This is a genomic window from Actinokineospora baliensis, from assembly GCF_016907695.1.
Lineage (GTDB): Bacteria > Actinomycetota > Actinomycetes > Mycobacteriales > Pseudonocardiaceae > Actinokineospora > Actinokineospora baliensis.
The window spans coordinates 4429210-4449782 of sequence record NZ_JAFBCK010000001.1 but is presented as its reverse complement, the minus strand read 5'-3'; the positions used below and the strand labels follow the sequence as shown (position 1 = coordinate 4449782).

Here is a 20573-nt window from a genome sequence, read left to right as displayed (position 1 = left end):
CCTCAGAAACGACCGTGGAGCCTGAGATCAAAGGGATCCCGGGCTCCACGGCCGTTCCTGGTCAGTGGGCGGCGGTGCGGGTGGTGATGCGTTGTTCGGCGGCGGCGATGGTGAGGGCTATGGCGGTGGCTGAGCGGCCGGTGAGGAAGGTGTAGTGGTCGCCGGGGACTACGGCGTGGTGGGTGGGGCCGGGGAGGGCTTCTGCCCATTCGGCGCCCGCGTCGGTCGACTTGGCCGCGGCCACTATCACCGTGTCCACGTCCACCGCGGGGGGTTGGTAGCCGGCGATGGTGTGCAGGTGTGTTCGGTAGACGGCGAAGCGGGTTGTCATGTTGGCGGTGGCTTCGGTCGGGTCGCCGACCGCGCCGAGTTTGCCCGCCAGCCAGGCCAGTTGGTCGTCGACGGGGGTGGTGGTGGGGTCTGGGGGCGGGCCCGCGTCCGGGCCCAGGGTGCGCGCGGCGTCGGCGACGAAGAAGCCCGCGAGTTCCCGTTCGGTTTGGGTGACCTCGCCGTGCACCTGCATCGGCGCGTCGAGCAGTAGTGCGAACGCGACCTGCTCGCCGCGGGCCAGTAGTGCCTCGGCGACGCACAGGGAGACCAGGCCGCCGAAGGACCAGCCGCCGACCCGGTACGGGCCCTCGGGCTGCACGGCGCGGATCCGCTCCACGTACCGCTCGACCATGTCCGCCAGCGACGCGATCGGTTCCTCCCCCGGTCGCAGGCCCGCCGCCTCGACGCCCCACACCTGGTAGTCGTCGGCCAGTTCCGCGGCCAGCGGGGCGTAGGCGTACACGGTGCCGCCGATCGCGTGCACCAGGTGCAGCGGCGTGGTGCCCGCCCCGTCGGAGAGCCGGACCAGTGGTGTGCCCGCCGCCGCGGCCGCCGTGCCCGCGGCGATCTCCGCGCCGCTGTCGAGGTCGCTGTCGGGCAGGCCGTGCTGGTCGCGCAGCACGGCGGCCAACCGCTCGACCGTGGGTGAGAGGAAGATCGTCGTCACGTCGGTGTCCACGGCCAGGTCCCGGCGCAGGCGGGTGATCAGCTGCATGGCCTGCAGCGAGTTGCCGCCGAGGTCGAAGAAGCTGCTCTCGACCCCCACCTCCGGCAGGTTGAGCAGGTCGGCGTAGATGTCGGCGAGCACGGTCTCCACCACGGTGCGCGGCGGCGTGCTGCCGGTACCCGCCCCGGCCTCGGCCGGGTCGGGCAGCCGGGACCTGTCGACCTTGCCGTTGGCGTTGAGCGGGAACGACTCCAGCACCAGCAGGTGCGGCGGCACCATGAACCCGGGCAGCCGGTCGGCCATGTGCAGCCGCAGGTCGGCGGGGGTCACCGCGCCGGGCGTGGCGAGCCGCGCGTAGCCGACGAGCTGCTTGTCCCCGGTCCGGTCCGCGCCGACCACCACCACCGCCTGGGCGACCGCGGGGTGGGCCGCCAGCGTCGACTCGATCTCCCCGAGTTCGACGCGCAAGCCGCGGATCTTGACCTGGTCGTCGGCTCGGCCGAGGAACTGCAGGTTGCCGTCTGGCCTGCGCCGCGCGATGTCGCCGGTGCGGTAGAGCCGGGCACCGGGCACCGCGCTGAACGGGTCGCGCACGAACCGCTGCTCGGTCAGTTCCGGCCGGTTCAGGTACCCGCGGGTGACCCCCTTGCCGCCGATGTAGAGCTCCCCCGCCACGCCGACCGGCACCGGCTCCATGGTGGCGTCCAGGACGTAGGCGGTGTAGTTGGGCAGCGGCAGCCCGATCGGCGGCGGGTCGACGCCGTCGTCGGCGCACTGGGCCATGGTCGCGCCGACGGTGGTCTCGGTCGGGCCGTAGCCGTTGATGAACCGCAGCCCCGGCCGCGCCCACTTGGCGACCAGGTCCGAGGAGAACGCCTCGCCGCCCGCGATCACCACCCGCAGGTCCGGGAACCGCTCGTCGGCGATCAGGTTGAGCACCGCGGGCGGCAGGCACATGAACGTGATCCGCTCGGCGCGGATCAGCTCGGCGAGCCGGGGCGGCGACAGCAGCGTCTGGCTCTCGGCCAGCACCAGGCAGGCCCCGGACAGCAGCGCGCCGAACATGTCCAGCACGGACACGTCGAAGTTGAGCGAGGCGAACTGCAGCACCCGGTCACCGGGGCCCAGCGGCCAGTGCTCGATCTCGCCGGTGGCGAAGGCCACCGCGTTGCGGTGCTCCACGACGACGCCCTTGGGCTTGCCCGTGGAGCCGGAGGTGTAGATGACGTAGGCGACCGACGACGGGTCGACCGGGTAGCCGGGCGCGGTGGCGGGCACGTCGGACAGGTCGTGCCCGTCCAGGTCGAGGACGTGCCCGGTCTCCCCCGGCACGGCCGCCGCGCTGGCGCTGTCGGTGACCACGACCTCCATGTGCGCGTCCTCGACCATGAACCCCAGCCGGGCCGCCGGGTACTCGGGGTCGAGCGGCACGTAGCCGCCGCCCGCCTTGAGCACGCCGAGGATGGCCGCCATCCGGTCGGTGGAGCGCCGCATGCAGATCCCGACCAGCCGCTCGGGGCCGACACCCAGCTCGCGCAGCCGCCGGGCGACGCGGTTGGCGCGCGCGTCCAACTCGGCGTAGCTGACCTCCTCGGCACCCAGGACGACGGCGACGGCGTCGGGCGTGGCGGCGACCCGGGCCTCGAACACCTCGTGCAGGCACCGGTCCGGGTGCTCGGTGCCGGTGTCGTTCCACTCGACCAGTTCGCGGTGCCGGTCGGTGGCGGTGAGCAGCGGCAGCCGCGACAGCGGGCGGTCCGGGTCGGTGACGATCCCCTCGAGCAGGACGCGGAAGCAGCCGAGCAGGCGCACCACGCTGGCCCGGTCGAACAGGGCGGTCGCGAACGAGGCGGTGACGCCGATGCCCTCGCTGTGCTCCGCGGCTGCCAGCAGCAGGTCGAACTTGGCCGCGGTGCTGGTCACCGCCGAGGGCCGCACGCTCACCCCGGCCGCCTCGTGGTCGGCGCCGGTCCCGTCGGCGAGCTGCAGGCCGACCTGGAACACGGGGTGCCTGCTGGGGTCGCGGTGCACCCGCAGCGCGTCGACGAGCCTGGCGAACGGCAGGTCCTGGTGGGAGTAGGCGCCGAGGACGGTGGTGTGGGTGCGGCGCAGCAGTTCGCGGAAGGCCGGGTCGCCGCTGAGGTCGCCGCGGATGGCGAGGGTGTTGACCAGGTAGCCGACCAGCGGGGCCAGTTCCGGCCTGCCCCGGTTCGCGCTCACGGTGCCGACCACGATGTCGTCCTGGCCGCTGAACCGGTGCAGCAGCACCTGGAAGGCGGCCATGAGCACGGTGAACACCGTCGTCTCCGCGCCGCGGGCCAGCGCGCGCATCGCGGCGGCGAGCTCGGCGGGCAGCTCGATGGTGACCACGTCGCCGTCGTAGGTCTGCACCACCGGGCGCGGGCGGTCGGTGGGCAGCTGCAGTGCGGGCGCGCCGGCCAGGGTGCGCTGCCAGTACTCGACGAGGTCGTCGGCCACGGCGCCGCGCAGCCGGTCCCGTTCCCACAGCGCGTAGTCGGCGAACTGCACGGGCAGCTCGGCCAACCCGTGCGGCGCCCCGGTGACCTCGGCGGTGTAGCAGGCGAGCAGGTCGGCGGTGAACACCCCGAACGACCAGCCGTCGAACACGGCGTGGTGGACCACGATGACCAGGCAGTGCGACTCGGGTCCGCGGCGCACGAGGGTGGTGCGCAGCAGGGCGCCCCGGTCGAGGGCGAACGGCCGGGCGGCCTCCTCGCCGATGACCGCCTCGACCCTGGCCGCCAGCTCGTCGCGGTCGAGGGCGGTCAGGTCGACCAGCGGCACCGGCACCGGGACCGCCGGGTCGACGACCTGCACCGGCGAGCCGGTCGCGTCGTCGGTGACCAGCCGGGTGCGCAGGACCTCGTGCCTGGCGACGACGGCGTCCACGGCGCGACCGAGCGCCTGGCGGTCCAGCGGGCCGGTCAGCTCCAGGGTGCCCGCGATGGTGTAGGTGGACTGGCCGGGGGCGAGCTGGTCGATGAACCACAGCTGCTCCTGCCCGAACGACAGCGGCAGCTGCTCGACCAAGGCCGGGCGGCGGGGGATGTGGTCGACCTGGAGGTCTCGGCCCTGGCGCAGCCGGGCCAGCATGGCGGTGCGGTCGGCGTCAGACAACATAACCGGTTTCCCGATCCTTTCCTTCGGTCGCGGGCTCCCGCCCGGGATCGCTTGCCACTGCGGGGGGTTCTGGTTGTGGCGCGGGCATGGCCCGCAGCCGGTAGACCGGCGAGAAGAGCACCCAGGCCATCGGCAGCATCAGGCCGACGACGCCCAGGACGAGCCCGGTGCGCAGCCCGAAGGCCGCGGCGAGGGCGCCGCCCAGCAGCGCGCCGAGCGGGATGGTGCCGAACAGCAGCAGCCGGTAGCTGGCGTTCATCCGGCCGAGCAGCCGGGCGGGCGTGACGCACTGGCGCAGGGTGAGCGCGTTGACGTTGAACACCGCGAGCGCGTACCCGTGCACGGCGAGCCCGACGGCGAGCACCGCGAGCGCGGCGGGCTGGGCGTCGCCCGGCGCGATCAGCGCCAGGGGGGACGCGCAGCCCAGCAGGGTGGCCAGCAGCAGCACCCGGCCGAGACCGACGCCGAGGGTGAGCCGGGCGCACGTCACCGCGCCGATGAGCGCACCCACGGCACCGGCCCCGATGACGAAGCCGAGCTGGCCCGCGCTGAGCCCGAGCTCGCGCACCGCGTACACGGCGAACAGGGTCGTGACGACGTTCTCGAACAGGTTGAACGTCGCCGACTGGGTGGCCAGGTTGCGCAGCACGCGGTCGCCGAAGACCGCGCGGATGCCCTCGGCGATCATCGCCCGCGTCCCGACACCCGGTTCCGGCGGTGGCGGCGGGGGTTCCGGCTTGCGGATGTGGGTCATGCTCAGCGCCGACACCAGGTAGGAGCCGGTGGTGACCAGCAGCGCGAACGGCGCGGTGAGCAGCCCGACCAGCGCGCCAGCCAGGCCGGGACCGGCGATCCCGGCGACCGAGTAGCTGGTCTGGATGCGCCCGTTGGCCTCGGCGAGCTGGGTGGGCTCGACCAGGCTCGGCACGTACGACAGCGAGCCGACGTCGAAGACCACGGTGAGCAGGCCGAGCAGGAACCCGATGGCGTAGAGCAGGCCGATCGTCAGGGTCCCGGTCGCCGCGGCCAGCGGCACCAGGGCGACCAGCGCGGCCCGGCCCAGGTTGGCCGCGATCAGCGCCCGGCGCCTGCGGTGCCGGTCGAACCACACGCCGACCAGCAGCGACACCAGGATCGGGCTGTAGCGGGCCACGTTGAACAGGCCGATCTCCAGCGGCCCGGCGGACAGGGTGATCACCGCGACGAGCAGCAGGCCGAGTTCGGCCACCTGCGCGCCCGCCAGCGACACCGTCTCCCCGCCCCAGAAGCGCAGGAAGTCCCGGTCGCGGGTCAACCGCCGCGGCGCGTTCTGCTCAGCCACCGACGCCCACCTCCAGCGCCTGGTCGGCACCGAGGCCGAAGGCGCGGTGCAGCGCCCTGGCCGCGGTGGCGACGTCGGTGGCGGGCACGTGCGCCGAGACCCGGTTCGGCGAGGTGGTGAACAGCTGCACGGTCACGCCCTCGTCCTGCAGGGTGGCCATCACCGTGGCCGCGACCGCGACCCGGTCGGTGGCCAGCGAGCCCACGACGCTGACGCTGCCCAGGTCGTCGCGCACCGTGCCGGGTAGGCCCTGCTCGGCGAGCGTGGCCAGCACCCGGGCGGTCTCCGCGCCGGGCGCGGTGAACCGCACCCCGACCGCCTCGACGATGACCGAGCCGACCGCGATCCCGGCCTTGGCCAGCGCGGCCGACACCGGGCCCGCCCCGGTGCCCGGGATGTGGAAGATCGGGTCGTGCCCGAAGTGGGCGATGCCGGAGACCCGGCCGCCGTCGACGGCCGTGGCGCCCCGGCCCCCACCGCCGACCAGGGTGCCCGGCTCGTCGGACAGGCTGGACCGGACGTGGATGTCGATGCCGTGCGCCGCGGCCAGTTCCACGGCCCTGGTCTGCAGCACCTTGGCGCCGGAGTCGGCGAGCTGCAGCATCTCGTCGTGGCCGAGGTCGGTCAGCTTGCTCGCCTCGGGCACCACCCTGGGATCGGCGGTGAACACCCCGGGTACGTCAGTGAAGATGACGCACTCGCGCAGCCCCAACGCGCTGGCCACGGCGATCGCCGACGCGTCGGACCCGCCCCGCCCGAGGGTGGTGACATCACCCCGGGGCGACACCGCCTGGTAGCCGGTGACGAGCACGATGCGGCCGCGGTCGAGTTCTGCGGTGATGGGCCCCGGGTCGACGCGCAACAGCCGGGCGTTGCCGTGGCTCGCGTCGCTGTAGATGCCCGCTTGGGCCGCGGTGAGCGACACCGCGCGTCCGCCGAGCTCGTGCACCGCGATCGCGGCCAGCGCGCACGAGACGCCCTCCCCGACCGAGAGCAGCGCGTCCAACTCGCGCGGCTCCGGCACCGCGGCGACCTGGTGGGCCTGCCGCACCAGGTCGTCCGTGCTGCCGCCCATCGCCGACAGGACGGCGACGACCCTGGTGCCAGCGCGGTTGGCGGCCACCAGCCGGGCCGCCACGGCGCGCAGCCGGTCGACGTCGCCGACGGAGGTGCCGCCGAACTTCCACACCACCGTGCCCTGGCCGCCCGGTGCCCGCCCCGCGTCGGGGTGGCCGGACTCGGCCGGCCCGGTCACCGGGTACCACCGCCCCCGGCACGCGCGAGCGCGGCGGCGTACACCAGTTCCACCCAGTTGGCCAGGAAGGTGCGGCTGTGGCTGCGCCACCGGCACACCGGGTCGTCGAGGGACACGTTGGCGGGCAACGGGACGGGCCCGGCCGCGCTGTCGCGGTGGTACTCGTAGGCCATCCGACCCCCGTCGTACTCGGGGTGTCCGACGTGCATGAGCAGCGCGTGGTCGGTGGACTCCGCGATCACGGTGCCCGCGGGCGCGGGTGCCCGCCCGAGTACCCGGACCGTGCCCGCGGCGACGGCGGCGGCGACGTCGTGCTCGTCGAAACCGGCTTGGCGGCTGTGCGCGGTCCAGAACCGGTCGTCGAGGCCGTCGCCGATCGGGTGGTCGGCGACCAGCAGGTCGGTCTCGTACGCCCCGGTCACCTTCACCTCGTGCACGTGCGAGCGCAGCCCCAGGCGCAGGTACCCGACGGCGAGGCCGCCCCAGCACAGGCCGAGCACCGGCAGGGCCCGAGCGGACGCGTGTTCGAGCACGTCCGCGACGTGGCCGAGGAAGCCCACCTGCTCGAACGGCAGGTGTTCGACGGCGGCACCGGTGATGACAACGGCGTCGAGATCGCCCATGTCCGCCGGGTCGACGTAGTGGCCGAGGTCGGCCGGGTCGTCGTTGCGGTAGGTGCGACCGGGTACGCGCAGCCACACCGCCTCGAACGGGGCCGCACCCGCGAACTGCGGGGTGAGCATCCGCTCGAACTCCGCGGCCCGGGGCATCAGGTTGACCAGCCCGACCCGCGGCGGCGCGGCGAGGTGGCGCGGGCGCACGTGCGGCGCGTGGGCCCGTGGGAGGGTCGAGGTCATCGGCCCGCCTCCTCGGCCAGTTCGGCGGCCACGGCGTGGACCGCGCTCGCGAGCGCGGCCAGGGCCTGGTCGGCCAGCTCGGGGCTGAGGTCCAGCGGCGGGAGCATGCGCACCACGCAGTCCTCGCGGCCGCCGATCTCCACGATCAGCCCGGCGCGCAACGCGGCGCGCTGCACCCTGGCGGCGACCTCGGTGGCACTCGCGCCCGCCGCGGGCAGGCCGCGCATCTCCAGGCCGAGCATCATCCCGACACCGCGGACGTCGGCGATCAGCGGCGAGTCGACCGCCAGGGCGCGCAGCCCGTCGAGCAGGTGGTCGCCGACGCGGCGGGCGTTGCCGAGCACGTCGTCGCGGGCCACCACGTCCAGGAAGGCCAGTGCGCTGGCGAAGGCCAGGTTGTTGCCGCGGAAGGTGCCGATGTGGCTGCCGGGCGCCCACCCGTCGAGCCTGCGGTGGTACAGGATGATCGACACCGGCAGGCCCATGCCGGACAGGCCCTTGCTGGCGACGACCACGTCCGGCTCGATGCCGTAGCGCTCGAAGGCGAACCAGGTGCCGGTGCGGCCGCAGCCGGTCTGCACCTCGTCGACCACCAGCGGGATGTCCAGCTCGGCGGCCAGCGCGGCGACCCGCTGGACGAACTCGACCGGCGCGGGCACCACACCGCCCTCACCCTGCACCAGCTCGAGCAGGATCGCGGCGGGCTTGGGCACCCCGCCGTGGGTGTCGCGCAGCGTGTTCTCCAGCAGCGCCGCGCAGCGGGTGCCGCACTGGTCCGGGGTCAGGCTCAACGGGCAGCGGTGGCAGTAGCCGAACGGGCTGAAGTGCACGCCGGGCAGCAGGTTCGCCAGCCCCTCCTTCGGGGCCGCCTCCGAGGTGAACGACATCGTGGCGTGCGTGGAACCGTGGTAGGAGCCCTGGAAGGTGATCACCCCGCCCCGCCCGGTCGCCTTCTTGCAGAGCTTGATCGCCGCCTCGACCCCGTCGGCCCCGGTCGGCCCGCAGAAGTGGATCTTGCGGTTGCCGCGCATCGGCGCGGGCAGCATGTCGAGCTGGCGGCGGGCGAACTCGGCGCGCACCGGGGTGGGCAGGTCGAGGCCGTGGGTGAGCACGTCGAGCTGGGCGCGCACCGCGGCGACCAGCTCCGGCGGGTTGTGGCCGAGGGCGAGCACCCCGGCCCCGGTCAGGAAGTCCAGGTAGCGCCTGCCGTCGACGTCGACGACGTGCGGTCCGCGCGCGTGCGCGATCGCGATCGGCAGCCTGCGCGGGTAGGTCCTGGCCGAGGACTCGGTCTCCTCCTGCGCGGCGAGCAGGAGCTGCCCCTGCGGGCCGGGCACGGAGAGGTCGGTTCCCCGCTGCTCGACCGGGCGGTCGATGGTGGTCATGGCGTCTCCTCGGTCGGGTCAGCGGGTGGGTGCCGCGATCAGGTCCGCGTCGTCGACCGCGGCCCCGGTCGTCAGCGCGCGGCGGGCGCTGTGCAGGATCGCCTTGGCGCGCAGGGCGAGCAGGCTGAACGACCCGGCGTCGCCGAGACCGTGGCTCGACTCGCACAGGCCGTTGAGGAAGATCGGCGGGGCCTGCGGGTCGGTGGTGGCCAGCCGGTAGTCGAGCCCGACCCGCACCCCGGTCTCGGCGTCGACGCGCAGCGCGGGGACCAGGTCGGCCAGCAGCGGGGGCAGGGTCTCGGCGCGCTTGCCGGTGCCCAGGTCGCGGAAGCCGGTGGCGAGCACCACCCGGTCCGCGGTGATCACCTCGCGGCTGCCGTCGACCCGCTCGAGGCAGTCGAGCGCGACGCGGCCGCCGCGTTCGACGACCGACTCGATGATCCGGTTGGTGTGCAACGTGATCCGCTGCGCGCCGTCGAGGTCGTCCTCGTAGAGCCTCAGGTACAGCGCATCGATCACGTCGCGGTCGGCCGAGGAGTAGTTGGTCGGCCGCAACTGCTCGCGCAGCAGGTGCTTACCCTGCGGGGAGGCGGCGTGGTAGTACGAGACGAACTCCGGGAAGTAGACCTCTTCGGAGAACGGGCTGGTGTCCTTGAGCCGGTAGCCGTACCCGGACATGACGTTGGCGACGCGCGCCGCGGGGAACCGGTCGGCGAGGTCGAGCACGACCTCGATGGCGCTCTGGCTGCCGCCGACGACCGCGATCGTGCCCGCGAAATCCCGGTCCAGGTCGGCGATCCCGGGCAGGTAGTGGTTGGTGTGGAAGGCGTTGCGGGGATCGATGTCGGCGAACGCGGCCGGGATGTTGGCGGTGCGCCCCGGCGCGACCACAGCGGCCCTGGCGCGCACGAGCTGCCCGTCGGCGGTGCGCACCTCGACCAGCCCGCGCCCGCCGTCCTCGACGATGCCGACGCTGGTGACCTCGTGGCCGTAGCGCACGTCCGCCGGGACCTGCTCGGCCACCCACTGGACGTACTTGGCGAACTCCTTGCGCAACGGGTGGTGCGCCGGGACGTTGAGGTGCTTGAAGAGGCGGTTGTTCTCGTGCAGGTAGTTCACGAAGGTGTAGCGGCTGCGCGGGTTGCGCGGGGTGACCAGGTCGCGCGCCGGGTTGTTCTGGATGTCGGAGCGGGATAACAGCATCCCCGGCTGCCAGCGGGCGCCGCGTTCCCGTTCCAGGAACAGCACTCTGGCGCTGGGCCACAGCTCGTCGAAGGCGACGGCGAGCGCGATGTTGGCGGGGCCGAACCCCACGCACACCAGGTCGAGCACCTCGTCGGGCAGGGGCGCTGCTGAAGTTCGGTTGGACACGGACTTTCCTCCCACGGGTATTGGGGACCTGCCTGCCACACCGTGTCACCGAACGGGGCGGCCCAGCATGGGCGCCGAGCCCCCAACTTGGCGCGGCCCAGCTCACGGCGGGTGCGCGGCGGCAGTTGGGCCGCTCGGCGATCGGGTGACGGGCCCGCACCACCCAGGCACTACCCATGTCGCCGCGCGAAGCGGGTGGTCGTTACCCATTCGGCCCCCACCGAGCGGCCGGCACCATGCTGGAGTCGCCGAGCTCCGAGGAGGCTTTCGCGTGACCGAACCACAGTGGTGGCGGGCGGCCCAGCCCCCAGAAGCCGCCGAATCACCGTCCCCGCCCGGGTGGGCGCTGTTCGTCGACGGGGCACTGCGCCGACTCGACTCGGCGGGCACCGGCGAGCCGGGCGCGACGCCCGCGTCGTTCGACGCGGTGCTCGCCCCGGTCGCCGAGGCGGCAGCCGATCTCCTCGTTGAAGAGGTCTCCGGTGCCGTCGAGGGCGCGCGGGTCGAACTGGGTCCGGTTGTCGAAGGCTGGGTTCGCGGGTTGTCAGCGCGGTTGGCGGGAATAGCCACCCGGGCGCTGGTGGCCGACCTGGCCGCGGCGCGAGCGGCGGGCGAGTTGCGCGGCGACACCCCCCAGGCCCGGTTCGCCGACTTCATCGAGCGCACGACGAGCCGCGGGGGTCTGCGCGCGACCCTTTACCGCTACCCGGTTCTGGGTCGGCTGATCGGCACCCTCTCGCTGAACGCGGTGGCGGCGACCGGGGAACTGCTCCGCCGGTTCGCCGAAGACCGGTCGCGCGTCATCGCGGACCTGCTCTCCGGCGATCCCGGTGCGCTGGTCTCGATCGGCGCGCTCGGCGGGGATCCGCACGAGGGCGGACGGGCCGCGGCCTCGCTGCGGTTCGCCGACGGGTCGGTGATCGTCTACAAGCCACGCCCACTCGACTTGCACCAGCGCTACGACCGGGCGGTGCGGTGGCTCAACGCCCGCACCCCGGACCTGGACCTGCGCACCGCGCGCTGCCTCGCCCGACCCGGTTATGGCTGGGTGGAACACATCGCGCACCGCGATTGCGCCGATCAGCGGGCGGTGGACCGCTTCTACCGCCGCCAAGGCGCGATCCTCGCGCTGCTCTACGCGGTCGACGGCGCGGACATGCACTTCGAGAACCTGATCGCGCACGGCGACCACCCGGTGCTCGTCGACATCGAAACGGTGTTCCACCCGGCCATCCCGCCCGCCACGGTGACCGGCGGCGACCCGGCGTCCGACGCGCTGGCCGCGTCGGTCTGCCGCACAGCGCTGCTGCCCCAGCCGGTCTTCGGCGAACACGGCGCCGTCGACCTGTCCGGTCTCGGGGGCGACGCGGGCGCGCTGTACCCGCACGACGCCGTCGACTGGGCCGAGCAGGGGACCGACCGGATGCGCCTGGTCCGCACGGCCAGGCCGGTGCGCGGCGCGGACAACCGCCCGACCGTCGGCGGCTGCCCGGCGGCGCCGGAGAACCACAAGAGCGCCCTGCTGGCCGGTTTCCGCGCGGCGTACCAGGCGATCACCGCCCACCGCGCCGCGTTCACCGGCGCGGGCGGACCGCTCGAGGGCGCGGCGGCGGACACGGTCCGGGTGCTGGTGCGCCCGACGCAGGTGTACGTCACGGTGGGCGTCGAGACCACCCACCCGGACGCGCTGCGCACGTGGGGCGACCGGGAGCGGGCGCTCGGTGTGCTCAGCCGCGACGTCGCCGGTGACCCGGTGCGCTCCCGGCTGGCCGAGCACGAGGTGGCGCACCTGCGCGACGGCGACATACCGCTGTTCACCGCACGCGTCGGCGAACTCGACCTGTGGGCCGCGGGCGGCGCGCGGGTGCCCGCCGTGCTGGCGGAGACGCCGCTGGCCGGGGTGTTGGCCAAGGTCGCCGCCATGGACGAGATGGACCGCCAGGACCAGGAATGGCTGATCGCCGCGGCGATGGCCACCCGGACGGAGGAGGTCCGCCACCGCGCGGCGCCGCAGGACACCGGCTTCGACGCCGTCGCACCGGTTCCGGCGCGGCTGCTGGCCGCCGCCTGCAACCTGGCCGACGACCTGGTCGCCCGCGCCCTGCACGGCCACGGCAGGGCCAACTGGCTCGGCGTGGAACTGGTCGACGAGCGCTACTGGTCGCTGGGCCCGTTGGGCGCGGGCCTGGGCGAGGGCTACACCGGAGTCGCCCTGTTCCTCGCGGAAGTGGCCGGGCTGACCGGCGCGGCGCGCTACGCCGACCTCGCCCGCGCCGCGCTGGTCCCGCTCTCCGCGCTGGTGGCGGCGTTGGACCGGGACCGGGACGCCGTGGGGATCGTCGGCTGCGGGTTCCACGGCCTCGGCGGGATCGCCTACGCCTCGGCCAGGGCCGGTGCGCTGCTGGCCGACCCGGCGGGCCACGACCTGGCCGCCCGGTGCGTGGCCGTGCTCGCGGCCGCCGAGCGGGCCGGGGCGCTCGACCGGGAGGACGTGTCGGTCTCGACCGGCGCCGCGGGTGGGCTCGCCGCGGCGGCCACCCTGCACCGCGACCACGGCGTCGAGGGCGCCGACGGGCTGATCGCGCTGCTGGCCGAACGGGCGGCGGCCGTGGGCGCGAAGGTGCGCGAGCCGGGCTTCGCCAGGGGTCGCGCCGGGGTCGGGTGGGCGTTGACCGCGGCCGGGGCGAACTCGGCGGGACGGGCGCTGCTCGAGGACACCGGCCCCGACGACCCGGCCGATCCCGGGTGGTGCGCGGGTCTGGCCGGGTTGGTGGCGGCGGGTGTGGCGGACGCGGAGCACTGGTCGCGGGTACTGGCCACCCTGCCCCCGCGCGTCGACATGAGCCTGTGCCACGGGGAATCCGGCCGGTTGGAGGCGATCGCCGCGCGCGGCACCCGGGTGACCGCGACCGATCGGGAACGAGTGGCGGGAAGGCTGCTCGGCGCGTTGGAGAGCAACGGACCGGTGTGCGCGACCCCGGGGGCGCTCGCGTCACCCGGTTTGCTCACCGGTTTGTCCGGCATCGGATTCGGCCTGCTGCGCTTGGGTTTCGCGCGCGCAGTGCCGTCGGTGCTGTTGTTGGGGAACGAATCCGAACCGCTGATCTGACACAGGCGCGGTCGGTCACACAACAGGAGGAACATCATGCGCGAGAACGACAACACCACCCAGGACGAGCTCGGCGGTCCGGTTGGGCACGACCGCGGCGACGACCAGGTCGGAGCGATGGAGCTGGAAAGACCCAAGGGCATCGGGGTCCGCGCGCACCTGATGATGGGGTTGGTGCTGGCCAGCACGGTCCTGCCCTCGGTGCTCACCACCTCGCACAGCAGCTCCGACATCCCGTTCCTGGCCTGATCCCGCCCAGATCACGGCGTTCCCCGCCTGGGGCGGGTGCGGTGCGGATACATTGGGGCCATGTATGAGCGGACGCCGTCGCTGATCGGCCGCCAGGCCGAGGCATCCGCGCTGAACCGCTCTTTTCGGGCCGCGGCGGCCGGTCTCGGGAACGCGGTGCTGCTGGTGGGGGAAGCCGGGATCGGCAAGTCCCGGCTCGCCCAGTTCGGCGAGGCCGCCGCGGCCGAGAGCGGGATGGTCACCCTGCGGGGGCGGGGTAGCACGCTCGGGCCGTCGGTGCCGTACCGCCCGATCAGCGAGGCGCTGATGGCGCTGCACCGCGGTGGCTTCGACCTCGTCGACGACCTCGGCCCGTACCGGGCGATCCTGGGCTCGCTGATGCCGGACTGGAGCCGCGAGGGCGACGTACCGCCGAGCGGGTCGGTGCTGCTGCTGGCCGAGGCGGTGCTGCGCCTGCTCGCCGCGGTCGGCCGCGACCGCGGCTGCCTGCTGGTGCTGGAGAACCTGCACGAGGTCGACCGGGAAACCCTCGCCGTCGTGGAGTACCTGGCCGACAACATCGGCAGGCAGCCGGTCGCGGTGCTCGGCACGACCAGGCCGGAACCCGGCCCCGCGCTGGACCTCGCGACCTCGGCCGCGCGACGCGGGAACAACCGGCTGCTGCGGCTGGGCAGGCTCGACCGCGCCGAGGTCGGCGCGCTGGTCGCCGCGGTCCTGGAGGTCGACGAGAGTCGACTCCCGGTGGCCGCGGTGGACCGCATCTTCACCGACAGCGCGGGAAACCCCTACTACGCCGAAGAAATCCTGCACGAGATGGTCGACAGTGGACTGCTCGCGGCGCACGACGGCGGGTGGCGGCTCACCGGGCCCGCCAAGCCGAGCGTGCCGGAGTCGGTGGTGTGGGCGGTGGCCAGGCGCGCGGAGAACCTGGGCGAGCAGGGGCGGTCGGTGCTCTCGGCCGCCGCGGTGCTCGGGCACCGCTTCCCGCTGTCGGTGGTGCAGGCCATGCTCGGCATCGACGACCGCGGGCTGCTGCGCTGCCTGCGGGCCAGCGTCGGCGCCCAACTGGTCGTGGCCGACGAACCGGTGCCCGACTGGTACGCCTTCCGCCACCCGCTCACCGCCGAGGCGCTGCTGGCGCAGATGGTCCCCGCCGAGCAGGCGGACATGTCGCGCAAGGCGGCCGACGCGGTCGAACTCCTGCACCCCGGTCTGCCGGGGCCGTGGTGCGTGCTCGCGGCGGTGCTGCGCGAGCGCGCGGGCGAACCGGTGCGGGCGGGGGAACTGTTCGGCGAAGCGGGTGACCGGGCGTTCGCGGTCGGCGCGCCCGGCTCGGCGGTGGAACTGCTGGAGCGGGCCACCGCACTGCTGGCCGGGCACGGGGCGCTGGAGGCGCACGCCAAGATGCTGGTGTCGCTGCTGCCCGCGGTCGCCGAGGCCGGGGAGTTCGAGCGGGCCAGGCGGCTGGCCGACGGGTTGGCGACGGGCACCGGCACGGGGGTGGTCGACCGCCGCACGAGGGCGCTGCTGCACGTGCGGCTGGCCACCCTGGCCAGGCTCTCGGGCCAGTGGCGGGCGGGCATCGAGCAGATCGACAAGGCCAGGGCGCTGCTGGGCGAGGACCCCGGCGAGGCGGAGACCGCGCAGCTCGACATCGTCGCGGCCGCGGTGATCCTGGAGGCCCCCGGCGAGGACCGCTTGCGCCTGGCCGAGGAGCTGGCCAGGCAGGCGGTCGCGGCGGCGGAGCGGGTCGACCTGCCCTCGGTCGCCTGCCAGGGCTGGGACCTGCTCGGGGTGCTGGCCAGGGACCGGGACCGGGCCGAGGCGGTGGGCTACTTCCGCCGCTCCGGGGAGATCGCCGAGCAGCACGGCCTGCTGATCTCGCGCATCTACGCCTCCGTCCGGCTCGCCGTGGACGACTGGGTCGCCGACGGCACGTCGGACGCGCTGCGCCAAGCCCGCGGCGAGGCGATGGGCGCGGGCGCGATCGTGGTCGTCTACAACATCGACGCCATGCTGGCCCTCGACGCGGTGCTGACCGGCGAGTTCACCGCCGCGGAACAGGCGTTGGCCGACTGCGCGGCCGCGGTGCGCAGGCTGCAGATCGACTCGATGATCCGGTACACCCTGATGACCGCGGCGGTGCTGGCCGCACACCGCGGCAGGCGCACGGAGATGACCGCCGCCCTGGCCGAACTCGCCCGCCAAGGCGGCACCCCGTCACCGAGTTGGGCGCTCTCGCTCGGTCTGGCCAAGGCGTTCTGCGCGCTGCTCGAGGAGGACCTGCCGCAGGCGGAGCGGGAGCTGCAGGCCCTGGCCGAGGCCGAGCGCAGCAACCCCAGCACGTTCCAGCTGACCGGCAGGCACGGCCTCGCCCTGCTGCTCGACGTGCTGGCCTGCCGGGCGGACCGGGCCCAGTTGCGGCGCAGGAGCACCTCGGCGCCCGCGCTGCTGCGGTGGAACCGCCAGTTCGTCGAACTCGCCGAAGCCGTGCTGCACGGCCGCGACGGCCGCCCCGACCTCGCCGACGCCGCGATGGCCAAGGCCACCGCCACCGCGTCCCTCTACCCGATGGCCCACCACCTCGGCCTGCGCCTGGTGGCCGCGCACGCCGCCGCCGACGGGTGGGGCGCACCGCAGACCTGGCTGCGGGCCGCGGAAACGTACTTCTACAGCCACGCCATCACCCCCGTCGCCAGCGCCTGCCGCGCGGACCTGCGCACCATGGGCGCGGTCCTGCCCGCCCGCCGCACCGGAACCGACCGCCTCCCCGGCCCCCTGCGCACCCTCGGGGTCACCGCCCGCGAGTACGAGGTCTTCGAACTGCTGGCGCACCGCCTGAGCAACAAGGTCATCGCCACGCGACTGCACATCTCGCACCGAACGGTGGAGAAGCACGTCGCGGCGCTGATCACCAAGACCAGCCGCCCCAGCCGGGTCGAGCTGTGCGAGTACGCGCTGGAGCTCAACGCCGGAACCCGCTGATCGACAACGCCGGGACACCGATCACGGCGGGTGGCTCACTCGCCGTCGTTGCGCCACTGGGTGCCGGGCTCGCCGCTGTCCCTGGTCCAGGCCACGACCAGCTCGTCCTTGGCGCCGAAGCGGACCAGGTGCTTGCCGACGACGGCCTCGAGCTGCTCCAGGTCGGCCTCGGCGCCCTCGACGGTCAGCACGAGCGCGTCGGCCTCGGCGCGCAGGCTCGAGGTGCCCGCCGAGAAGCGCAGCTCACCGACCCCGGCGTCGGCGTCCCAGCTGGTTTCGATCTTTCGGGCCATGTGCGCGGCCAACTGCTTGGCATAACGGCCCGGTCGGTCGGTCAGCACCCGCGCGCTGGAGGTCGCCATCGAATCTCCCTGGTTTTCTGTGTAGAAAACCGATGCTACGTCCGGGGCGCCGGGTACCGCTCATGACCTGCGTCGCACCCGTCAGGCCCACGACAGGGTGCTGGTGCTGACCGTTTCGGACTGTTGCTTGTAGAGGCTCGCCAGCAGCTGCTGGCTCACGGCCGAGGAGTCGTAGGAGTTGCGCGACAGGTCGAAGGCCTGCCGGTCGGTGGTGTTGTCCTGCTCGGGCTTGGGCGGGCCCTCGATGATCCGGTCGGCGAGCTCGCTGACCGCGTCGGCGGACAGGGTGGAGTCGGCGGCGCTGATGGCGTCGGTGAGGGTGGCTTTGAGGGTGGTCGCGTCCACGCCCTTGGCGGCGGCGACGTCGGTGAGCGAGGTGCCGGAGGTGAGCTCGTCCTCCAGGTCCTCGTCGCTGAGGCCGAGCGAGTCGGCGACGGCGCTGAGCGCGCTGTCGACCCGGGAGTCGCGCGGCGGCGGGGGCGGGCCGCCGTGACCGCCGGGGCCACCCGGTCCGCCGTGGCCGCCGGGGCCCGCGAGCAGGCGCTGGGCGACCTCGGCGCCGTTGGTGGTGCCGACGGCGCTGGAGATCGCGTCGGTGAGGGTGGACTCGCTGACGCCCTTGGTCTTGGCCAACGACGACAGGGTGTCGCCGCCGTCGAGCGCGCCGCGCAGGTCGTCGGTGCTCATGCCCAGGGCGGTGGCGGCGGCCTGGAAGGCCTTGCGCATCGAGTCGGAGCGCTGCGCGCCGTCCGCCCGCTGGAGCGCCGCGGTGCTCTGCGCGCCGGAGATGCTGCTGATCGTCATGGTTCCTGCCTCGCGGTGGGGTTCGCTTGCCCCCCGATCGTCGGCCGCCGGACTCCCCCATCCGAGCGAACGGGCGACCCGCACAGCGAACTCATGGGTTCCACAGCTCATTCCCAGCCCGGCCGGGTCGCGATCGCTCGGATCGGGGATAACCGGGCCGAATCGGGGTAGCCGGAGGGGACGACACCCGTGCGGAGGCGACCGATGACGCAGAGCGACCAGCCCGGTCAGCCCATGATCCCGCTGGCCAGGACCCACTTCGAGACCGACAACGCGGACGCGGCGCACCAGTACCTCCTCCAGCGCTTCGACCACGACCTGCGGGTCAGCGAGCTCTCCGGCGGTCCGCTGCGGCACCGGCACGCCGGGGGCGGCCGGTTCGTCGTCGACGACCTGCACCTGCCGCTGGACCTGGCGTTCAGCGCCGAGTCACCGGGCACGGCGATCGTGGAACTGCACGCGGGCCTCGCGGAGCGCACCCTCGCCGACGACCACGCCGAGCTGACCCCCGGGGACGTGCTGGTGCGGGCGCGGCCGGGCGAGCGGTACGAGGCCAGGGTGTGGCGGGCGCGGTTGCGCACGGTCACCATCGACCCGGCGCTGTTCGGCGAGGTCGCGACCGGGACCCCGCGGTTCACCGGGTTCCGGCCGGTGAGCGCCGTGGCGTCCCTGCGGTGGCGGCGGACGGTGGAGTACCTGGTCGAGGACGTGCTGGCCGAGGACGCCGTGTCCGCGCTGGTGCTGTCGGCCTCGGCGCGGCTGCTCGCGGCGACGGCGTTGAGCACCTTCCCGAGCACCCTGGTGGTGGAGCCGACCGGGGTGGACCGGCACGACGCGTACCCGCCGACGCTGCGCCGGGCGATCGCGTACCTGGAGGAGAACGCGGCGAGCGACATCAGCCTCGCGGACGTCGCGGGCGCGTCGCGGGTGACGATCCGGGCGGTGCAGTTGGCCTTCCGCAGGCACTTGGACACCACGCCGCTGGCCTACCTGCGGCAGGTGCGCCTCGACCAAGCCCACCAGGAGCTCATGACCGCGTCCCCAGGGCAGACCACGGTCACGGCGGTCGCGGCGCGGTGGGGGTTCTTCAACGCGGGCCGGTTCACCGGGTACTACCGGGAGGCGTTCGGGGTGCTGCCCAGCCAGACCCTGCAATCCTAGGCCGTTCTGGACCTCTGAGGACTGGAGTTGTCCGGAAGTGCCCCTAGGGTGGCGGCATGAGTCCACACGCGTTCCAGGTCGTCGTCGACAGCAACACCCCGCACGAGCTCGCCGACTGGTGGGCCGAGACCCTCGGGTGGATCGTCGAGCCCTCGGACGAGGAGTTCATCCGGAGCATGATCGCGCAGGGCTACGCCACCGAGGACGAGACCACCCGGCACAACGGTGTCCTGGTGTGGCGGACCGGTGCGGCCGTGCAGCACCCGGACGACCCGAGGACCGGGACCCGGCGGCGGGTGCTGTTCCAGTGGGTGCCCGAGGCCAAGACGGTCAAGAACCGGGTGCACCTGGACGTGTGGGTCGGGCAGGAGAACGTGGCCGCCGCCGTCGAGGCGCTGGTGGCCAGGGGCGCGACGCGGCTGCACGAGGGCAAGCAGGGCCCGCACTCGTGGATCACGCTGACCGACCCGGAAGGCAACGAGTTCTGCGTGAGCTGAGGCGCTGCGGCGCCCGGTAGGCAAGGTCCCACACCGTCTCGACCGGACCGCGCGGGAACCTCCGCAGCCACAGCCACGCGCCGAGCAGCACGGCCGCGGACACCAGGACGAAGCAGCACACAGTCCACAAGGGACCTCCGGTGATGCCCAGTCCCCAGCGGTAGCACAGGATCGACGCGAGCACGTTCTGCGCGATGTAGCAGGAGAGGGCGCACCGGCCCACCGCGGTCACGCCTTGCCGCAGTGGGCCTGCCCGCTCCCCCATCCTGTGCACCAGTGCGGTGATCGCGCCGAGCAGGCCGAAGGCGACCACGGGCGCGCACAGGTAGCGGTCGACCAGAGCCCAGTCGGTGCCGCCGAACGCGGTGAGCGCGTTGAGCGGGACGCCGACGCCGAGTCCCCAGGTGATGAGCTTGCGCCGGAGGACGTCGCCGCGCATGGACTGCTCCAGCGCGCCCGCCCTCAGGAGTTGAGCGCCTGCAAGGAACAGCAGGACACCAAGAGGGAGCACGAGTACGCCTTCGGACCGCAGCGCGAGCACGTGGTCGAGTCGGAACGCCACTTGGTCGAGCCAACTCGAAGTATCGGTCGCGCCGCCGCCACCGAGGCCGGACCCGTACAGCGCCACGGTGAGCAGGCCGACCTCGGCCACGAGCACCACGCCCGCGCCGATCATCCAGCCGCGGATCACCTTGGTGCCGCGGCCAACCACGAACGCGCACACCACCGCGATCACCGCGTAGAACATGAGCACGTCGAACTCGAAGACCAGCACGTAGTGCAGCGCGCCCTCCAGCAACAGCAGAGCCGAACGCCACAGGTACCAACCAGGCCAACGAGCGCCGCGTCGAACAGCGGACGCGTGCTGGATGGCCAGCCCGACGCCGAACAGGATCGACAGCAGCGCCAAGAACTTGCCGTTGCTCAGCGCGCGCAACCCCGACTCCAGCGGACCACCACCGCCGAGCACCGCGGCGAGCCCGTCCGGGCTGCTGAAGATCCACACATTGGTGCCGAACGTGCCCAGGATGGCCACCCCGCGCAGCACGTCGAGACTCTTGATCCGCTCCATGCGACTC

The 20573-nt window shown here is 73.6% G+C and carries 14 protein-coding genes; 5 read left to right on the top strand and 9 right to left on the bottom strand.

Annotated elements, in window-relative coordinates:
- Nucleotides 1-61: 61 nt before the first annotated feature.
- The 6 genes from JOD54_RS20420 to JOD54_RS20395 are packed head-to-tail and all read right to left on the bottom strand — an operon-like array spanning nucleotide 62 to nucleotide 10327.
- The gene (locus JOD54_RS20420; RefSeq protein ID WP_204452083.1) at nucleotides 62-4138 is read right to left on the bottom strand and encodes a non-ribosomal peptide synthetase; all 4077 of its coding nucleotides are present in this window, start codon (nucleotides 4136-4138) and stop codon (nucleotides 62-64) included.
- The gene (locus tag JOD54_RS20415; RefSeq protein WP_204452082.1) at nucleotides 4128-5459 is read right to left on the bottom strand and encodes an MFS transporter; all 1332 of its coding nucleotides are present in this window, start codon (nucleotides 5457-5459) and stop codon (nucleotides 4128-4130) included. Before JOD54_RS20415 ends, JOD54_RS20420 begins: the two co-directional genes overlap by 11 nt.
- The gene (locus JOD54_RS20410; protein ID WP_204452080.1) at nucleotides 5452-6714 is read right to left on the bottom strand and encodes an aspartate kinase; all 1263 of its coding nucleotides are present in this window, start codon (nucleotides 6712-6714) and stop codon (nucleotides 5452-5454) included. The genes JOD54_RS20415 and JOD54_RS20410 overlap by 8 nt, the downstream gene beginning before the upstream one ends.
- Nucleotides 6711-7571 (bottom strand): homoserine O-acetyltransferase/O-succinyltransferase family protein, encoded by an 861-nt coding sequence (locus JOD54_RS20405; protein WP_204452079.1) that lies wholly within the window; start codon nucleotides 7569-7571, stop codon nucleotides 6711-6713. The genes JOD54_RS20410 and JOD54_RS20405 overlap by 4 nt, the downstream gene beginning before the upstream one ends.
- The gene (locus tag JOD54_RS20400) at nucleotides 7568-8956 is read right to left on the bottom strand and encodes an aspartate aminotransferase family protein (RefSeq protein ID WP_204452078.1); all 1389 of its coding nucleotides are present in this window, start codon (nucleotides 8954-8956) and stop codon (nucleotides 7568-7570) included. Before JOD54_RS20400 ends, JOD54_RS20405 begins: the two co-directional genes overlap by 4 nt.
- 18 nt (nucleotides 8957-8974) lie before the next feature.
- Complete coding sequence (locus JOD54_RS20395) at nucleotides 8975-10327, bottom strand: lysine N(6)-hydroxylase/L-ornithine N(5)-oxygenase family protein (RefSeq protein WP_204452076.1); 1353 nt, start codon at nucleotides 10325-10327, stop codon at nucleotides 8975-8977.
- Nucleotides 10328-10598: 271 nt separating this feature from the next.
- On the opposite strand from JOD54_RS20395, the gene JOD54_RS20390 reads away from it, so the two are divergent.
- From JOD54_RS20390 to JOD54_RS20380, 3 genes are read left to right on the top strand one after another with little or no spacing between them, the layout of a single operon-like run.
- Nucleotides 10599-13436 carry a type 2 lanthipeptide synthetase LanM family protein gene (locus JOD54_RS20390; RefSeq protein WP_204452075.1) on the top strand — a complete coding sequence of 946 codons (2838 nt, stop codon included), beginning with the start codon at nucleotides 10599-10601 and terminating at the stop codon, nucleotides 13434-13436.
- A gap of 36 nt (nucleotides 13437-13472) precedes the next feature.
- Nucleotides 13473-13685, top strand: a complete 213-nt coding sequence (locus JOD54_RS20385; protein ID WP_204452074.1) for a hypothetical protein — start codon at nucleotides 13473-13475, stop codon at nucleotides 13683-13685.
- Nucleotides 13686-13745: 60 nt separating this feature from the next.
- On the top strand, nucleotides 13746-16670 hold the full coding sequence (locus JOD54_RS20380) for an ATP-binding protein (protein ID WP_204452072.1): 2925 nt from the start codon (nucleotides 13746-13748) through the stop codon (nucleotides 16668-16670).
- A gap of 35 nt (nucleotides 16671-16705) precedes the next feature.
- Here JOD54_RS20380 and JOD54_RS20375 read toward each other — a convergent pair whose 3' ends face one another.
- Both JOD54_RS20375 and JOD54_RS20370 read right to left on the bottom strand, forming a co-directional pair.
- The gene (locus JOD54_RS20375) at nucleotides 16706-17032 is read right to left on the bottom strand and encodes a DUF2218 domain-containing protein (RefSeq protein ID WP_204452071.1); all 327 of its coding nucleotides are present in this window, start codon (nucleotides 17030-17032) and stop codon (nucleotides 16706-16708) included.
- Between the two features lie 81 nt (nucleotides 17033-17113).
- Nucleotides 17114-17836 (bottom strand): hypothetical protein, encoded by a 723-nt coding sequence (locus JOD54_RS20370; protein ID WP_204452070.1) that lies wholly within the window; start codon nucleotides 17834-17836, stop codon nucleotides 17114-17116.
- Nucleotides 17837-18040: 204 nt separating this feature from the next.
- Between JOD54_RS20370 and JOD54_RS20365 the strand changes: the two genes are divergently transcribed.
- Both JOD54_RS20365 and JOD54_RS20360 read left to right on the top strand, forming a co-directional pair.
- Nucleotides 18041-18997: a helix-turn-helix transcriptional regulator gene (locus JOD54_RS20365; RefSeq protein ID WP_204452068.1), complete on the top strand. Its 957-nt coding sequence runs from the start codon at nucleotides 18041-18043 to the stop codon at nucleotides 18995-18997.
- A 56-nt stretch (nucleotides 18998-19053) separates the two neighbouring features.
- On the top strand, nucleotides 19054-19494 hold the full coding sequence (locus tag JOD54_RS20360) for a VOC family protein (protein ID WP_204452067.1): 441 nt from the start codon (nucleotides 19054-19056) through the stop codon (nucleotides 19492-19494).
- Here the strand turns inward: JOD54_RS20360 and JOD54_RS20355 are convergent.
- Nucleotides 19451-20566, bottom strand: coding sequence for a DUF418 domain-containing protein (locus JOD54_RS20355; RefSeq protein WP_204452066.1), 1116 nt, complete (start codon nucleotides 20564-20566; stop codon nucleotides 19451-19453). The two genes, JOD54_RS20360 and JOD54_RS20355, sit on opposite strands and share 44 nt — an antisense overlap.
- Nucleotides 20567-20573: the final 7 nt, after the last annotated feature.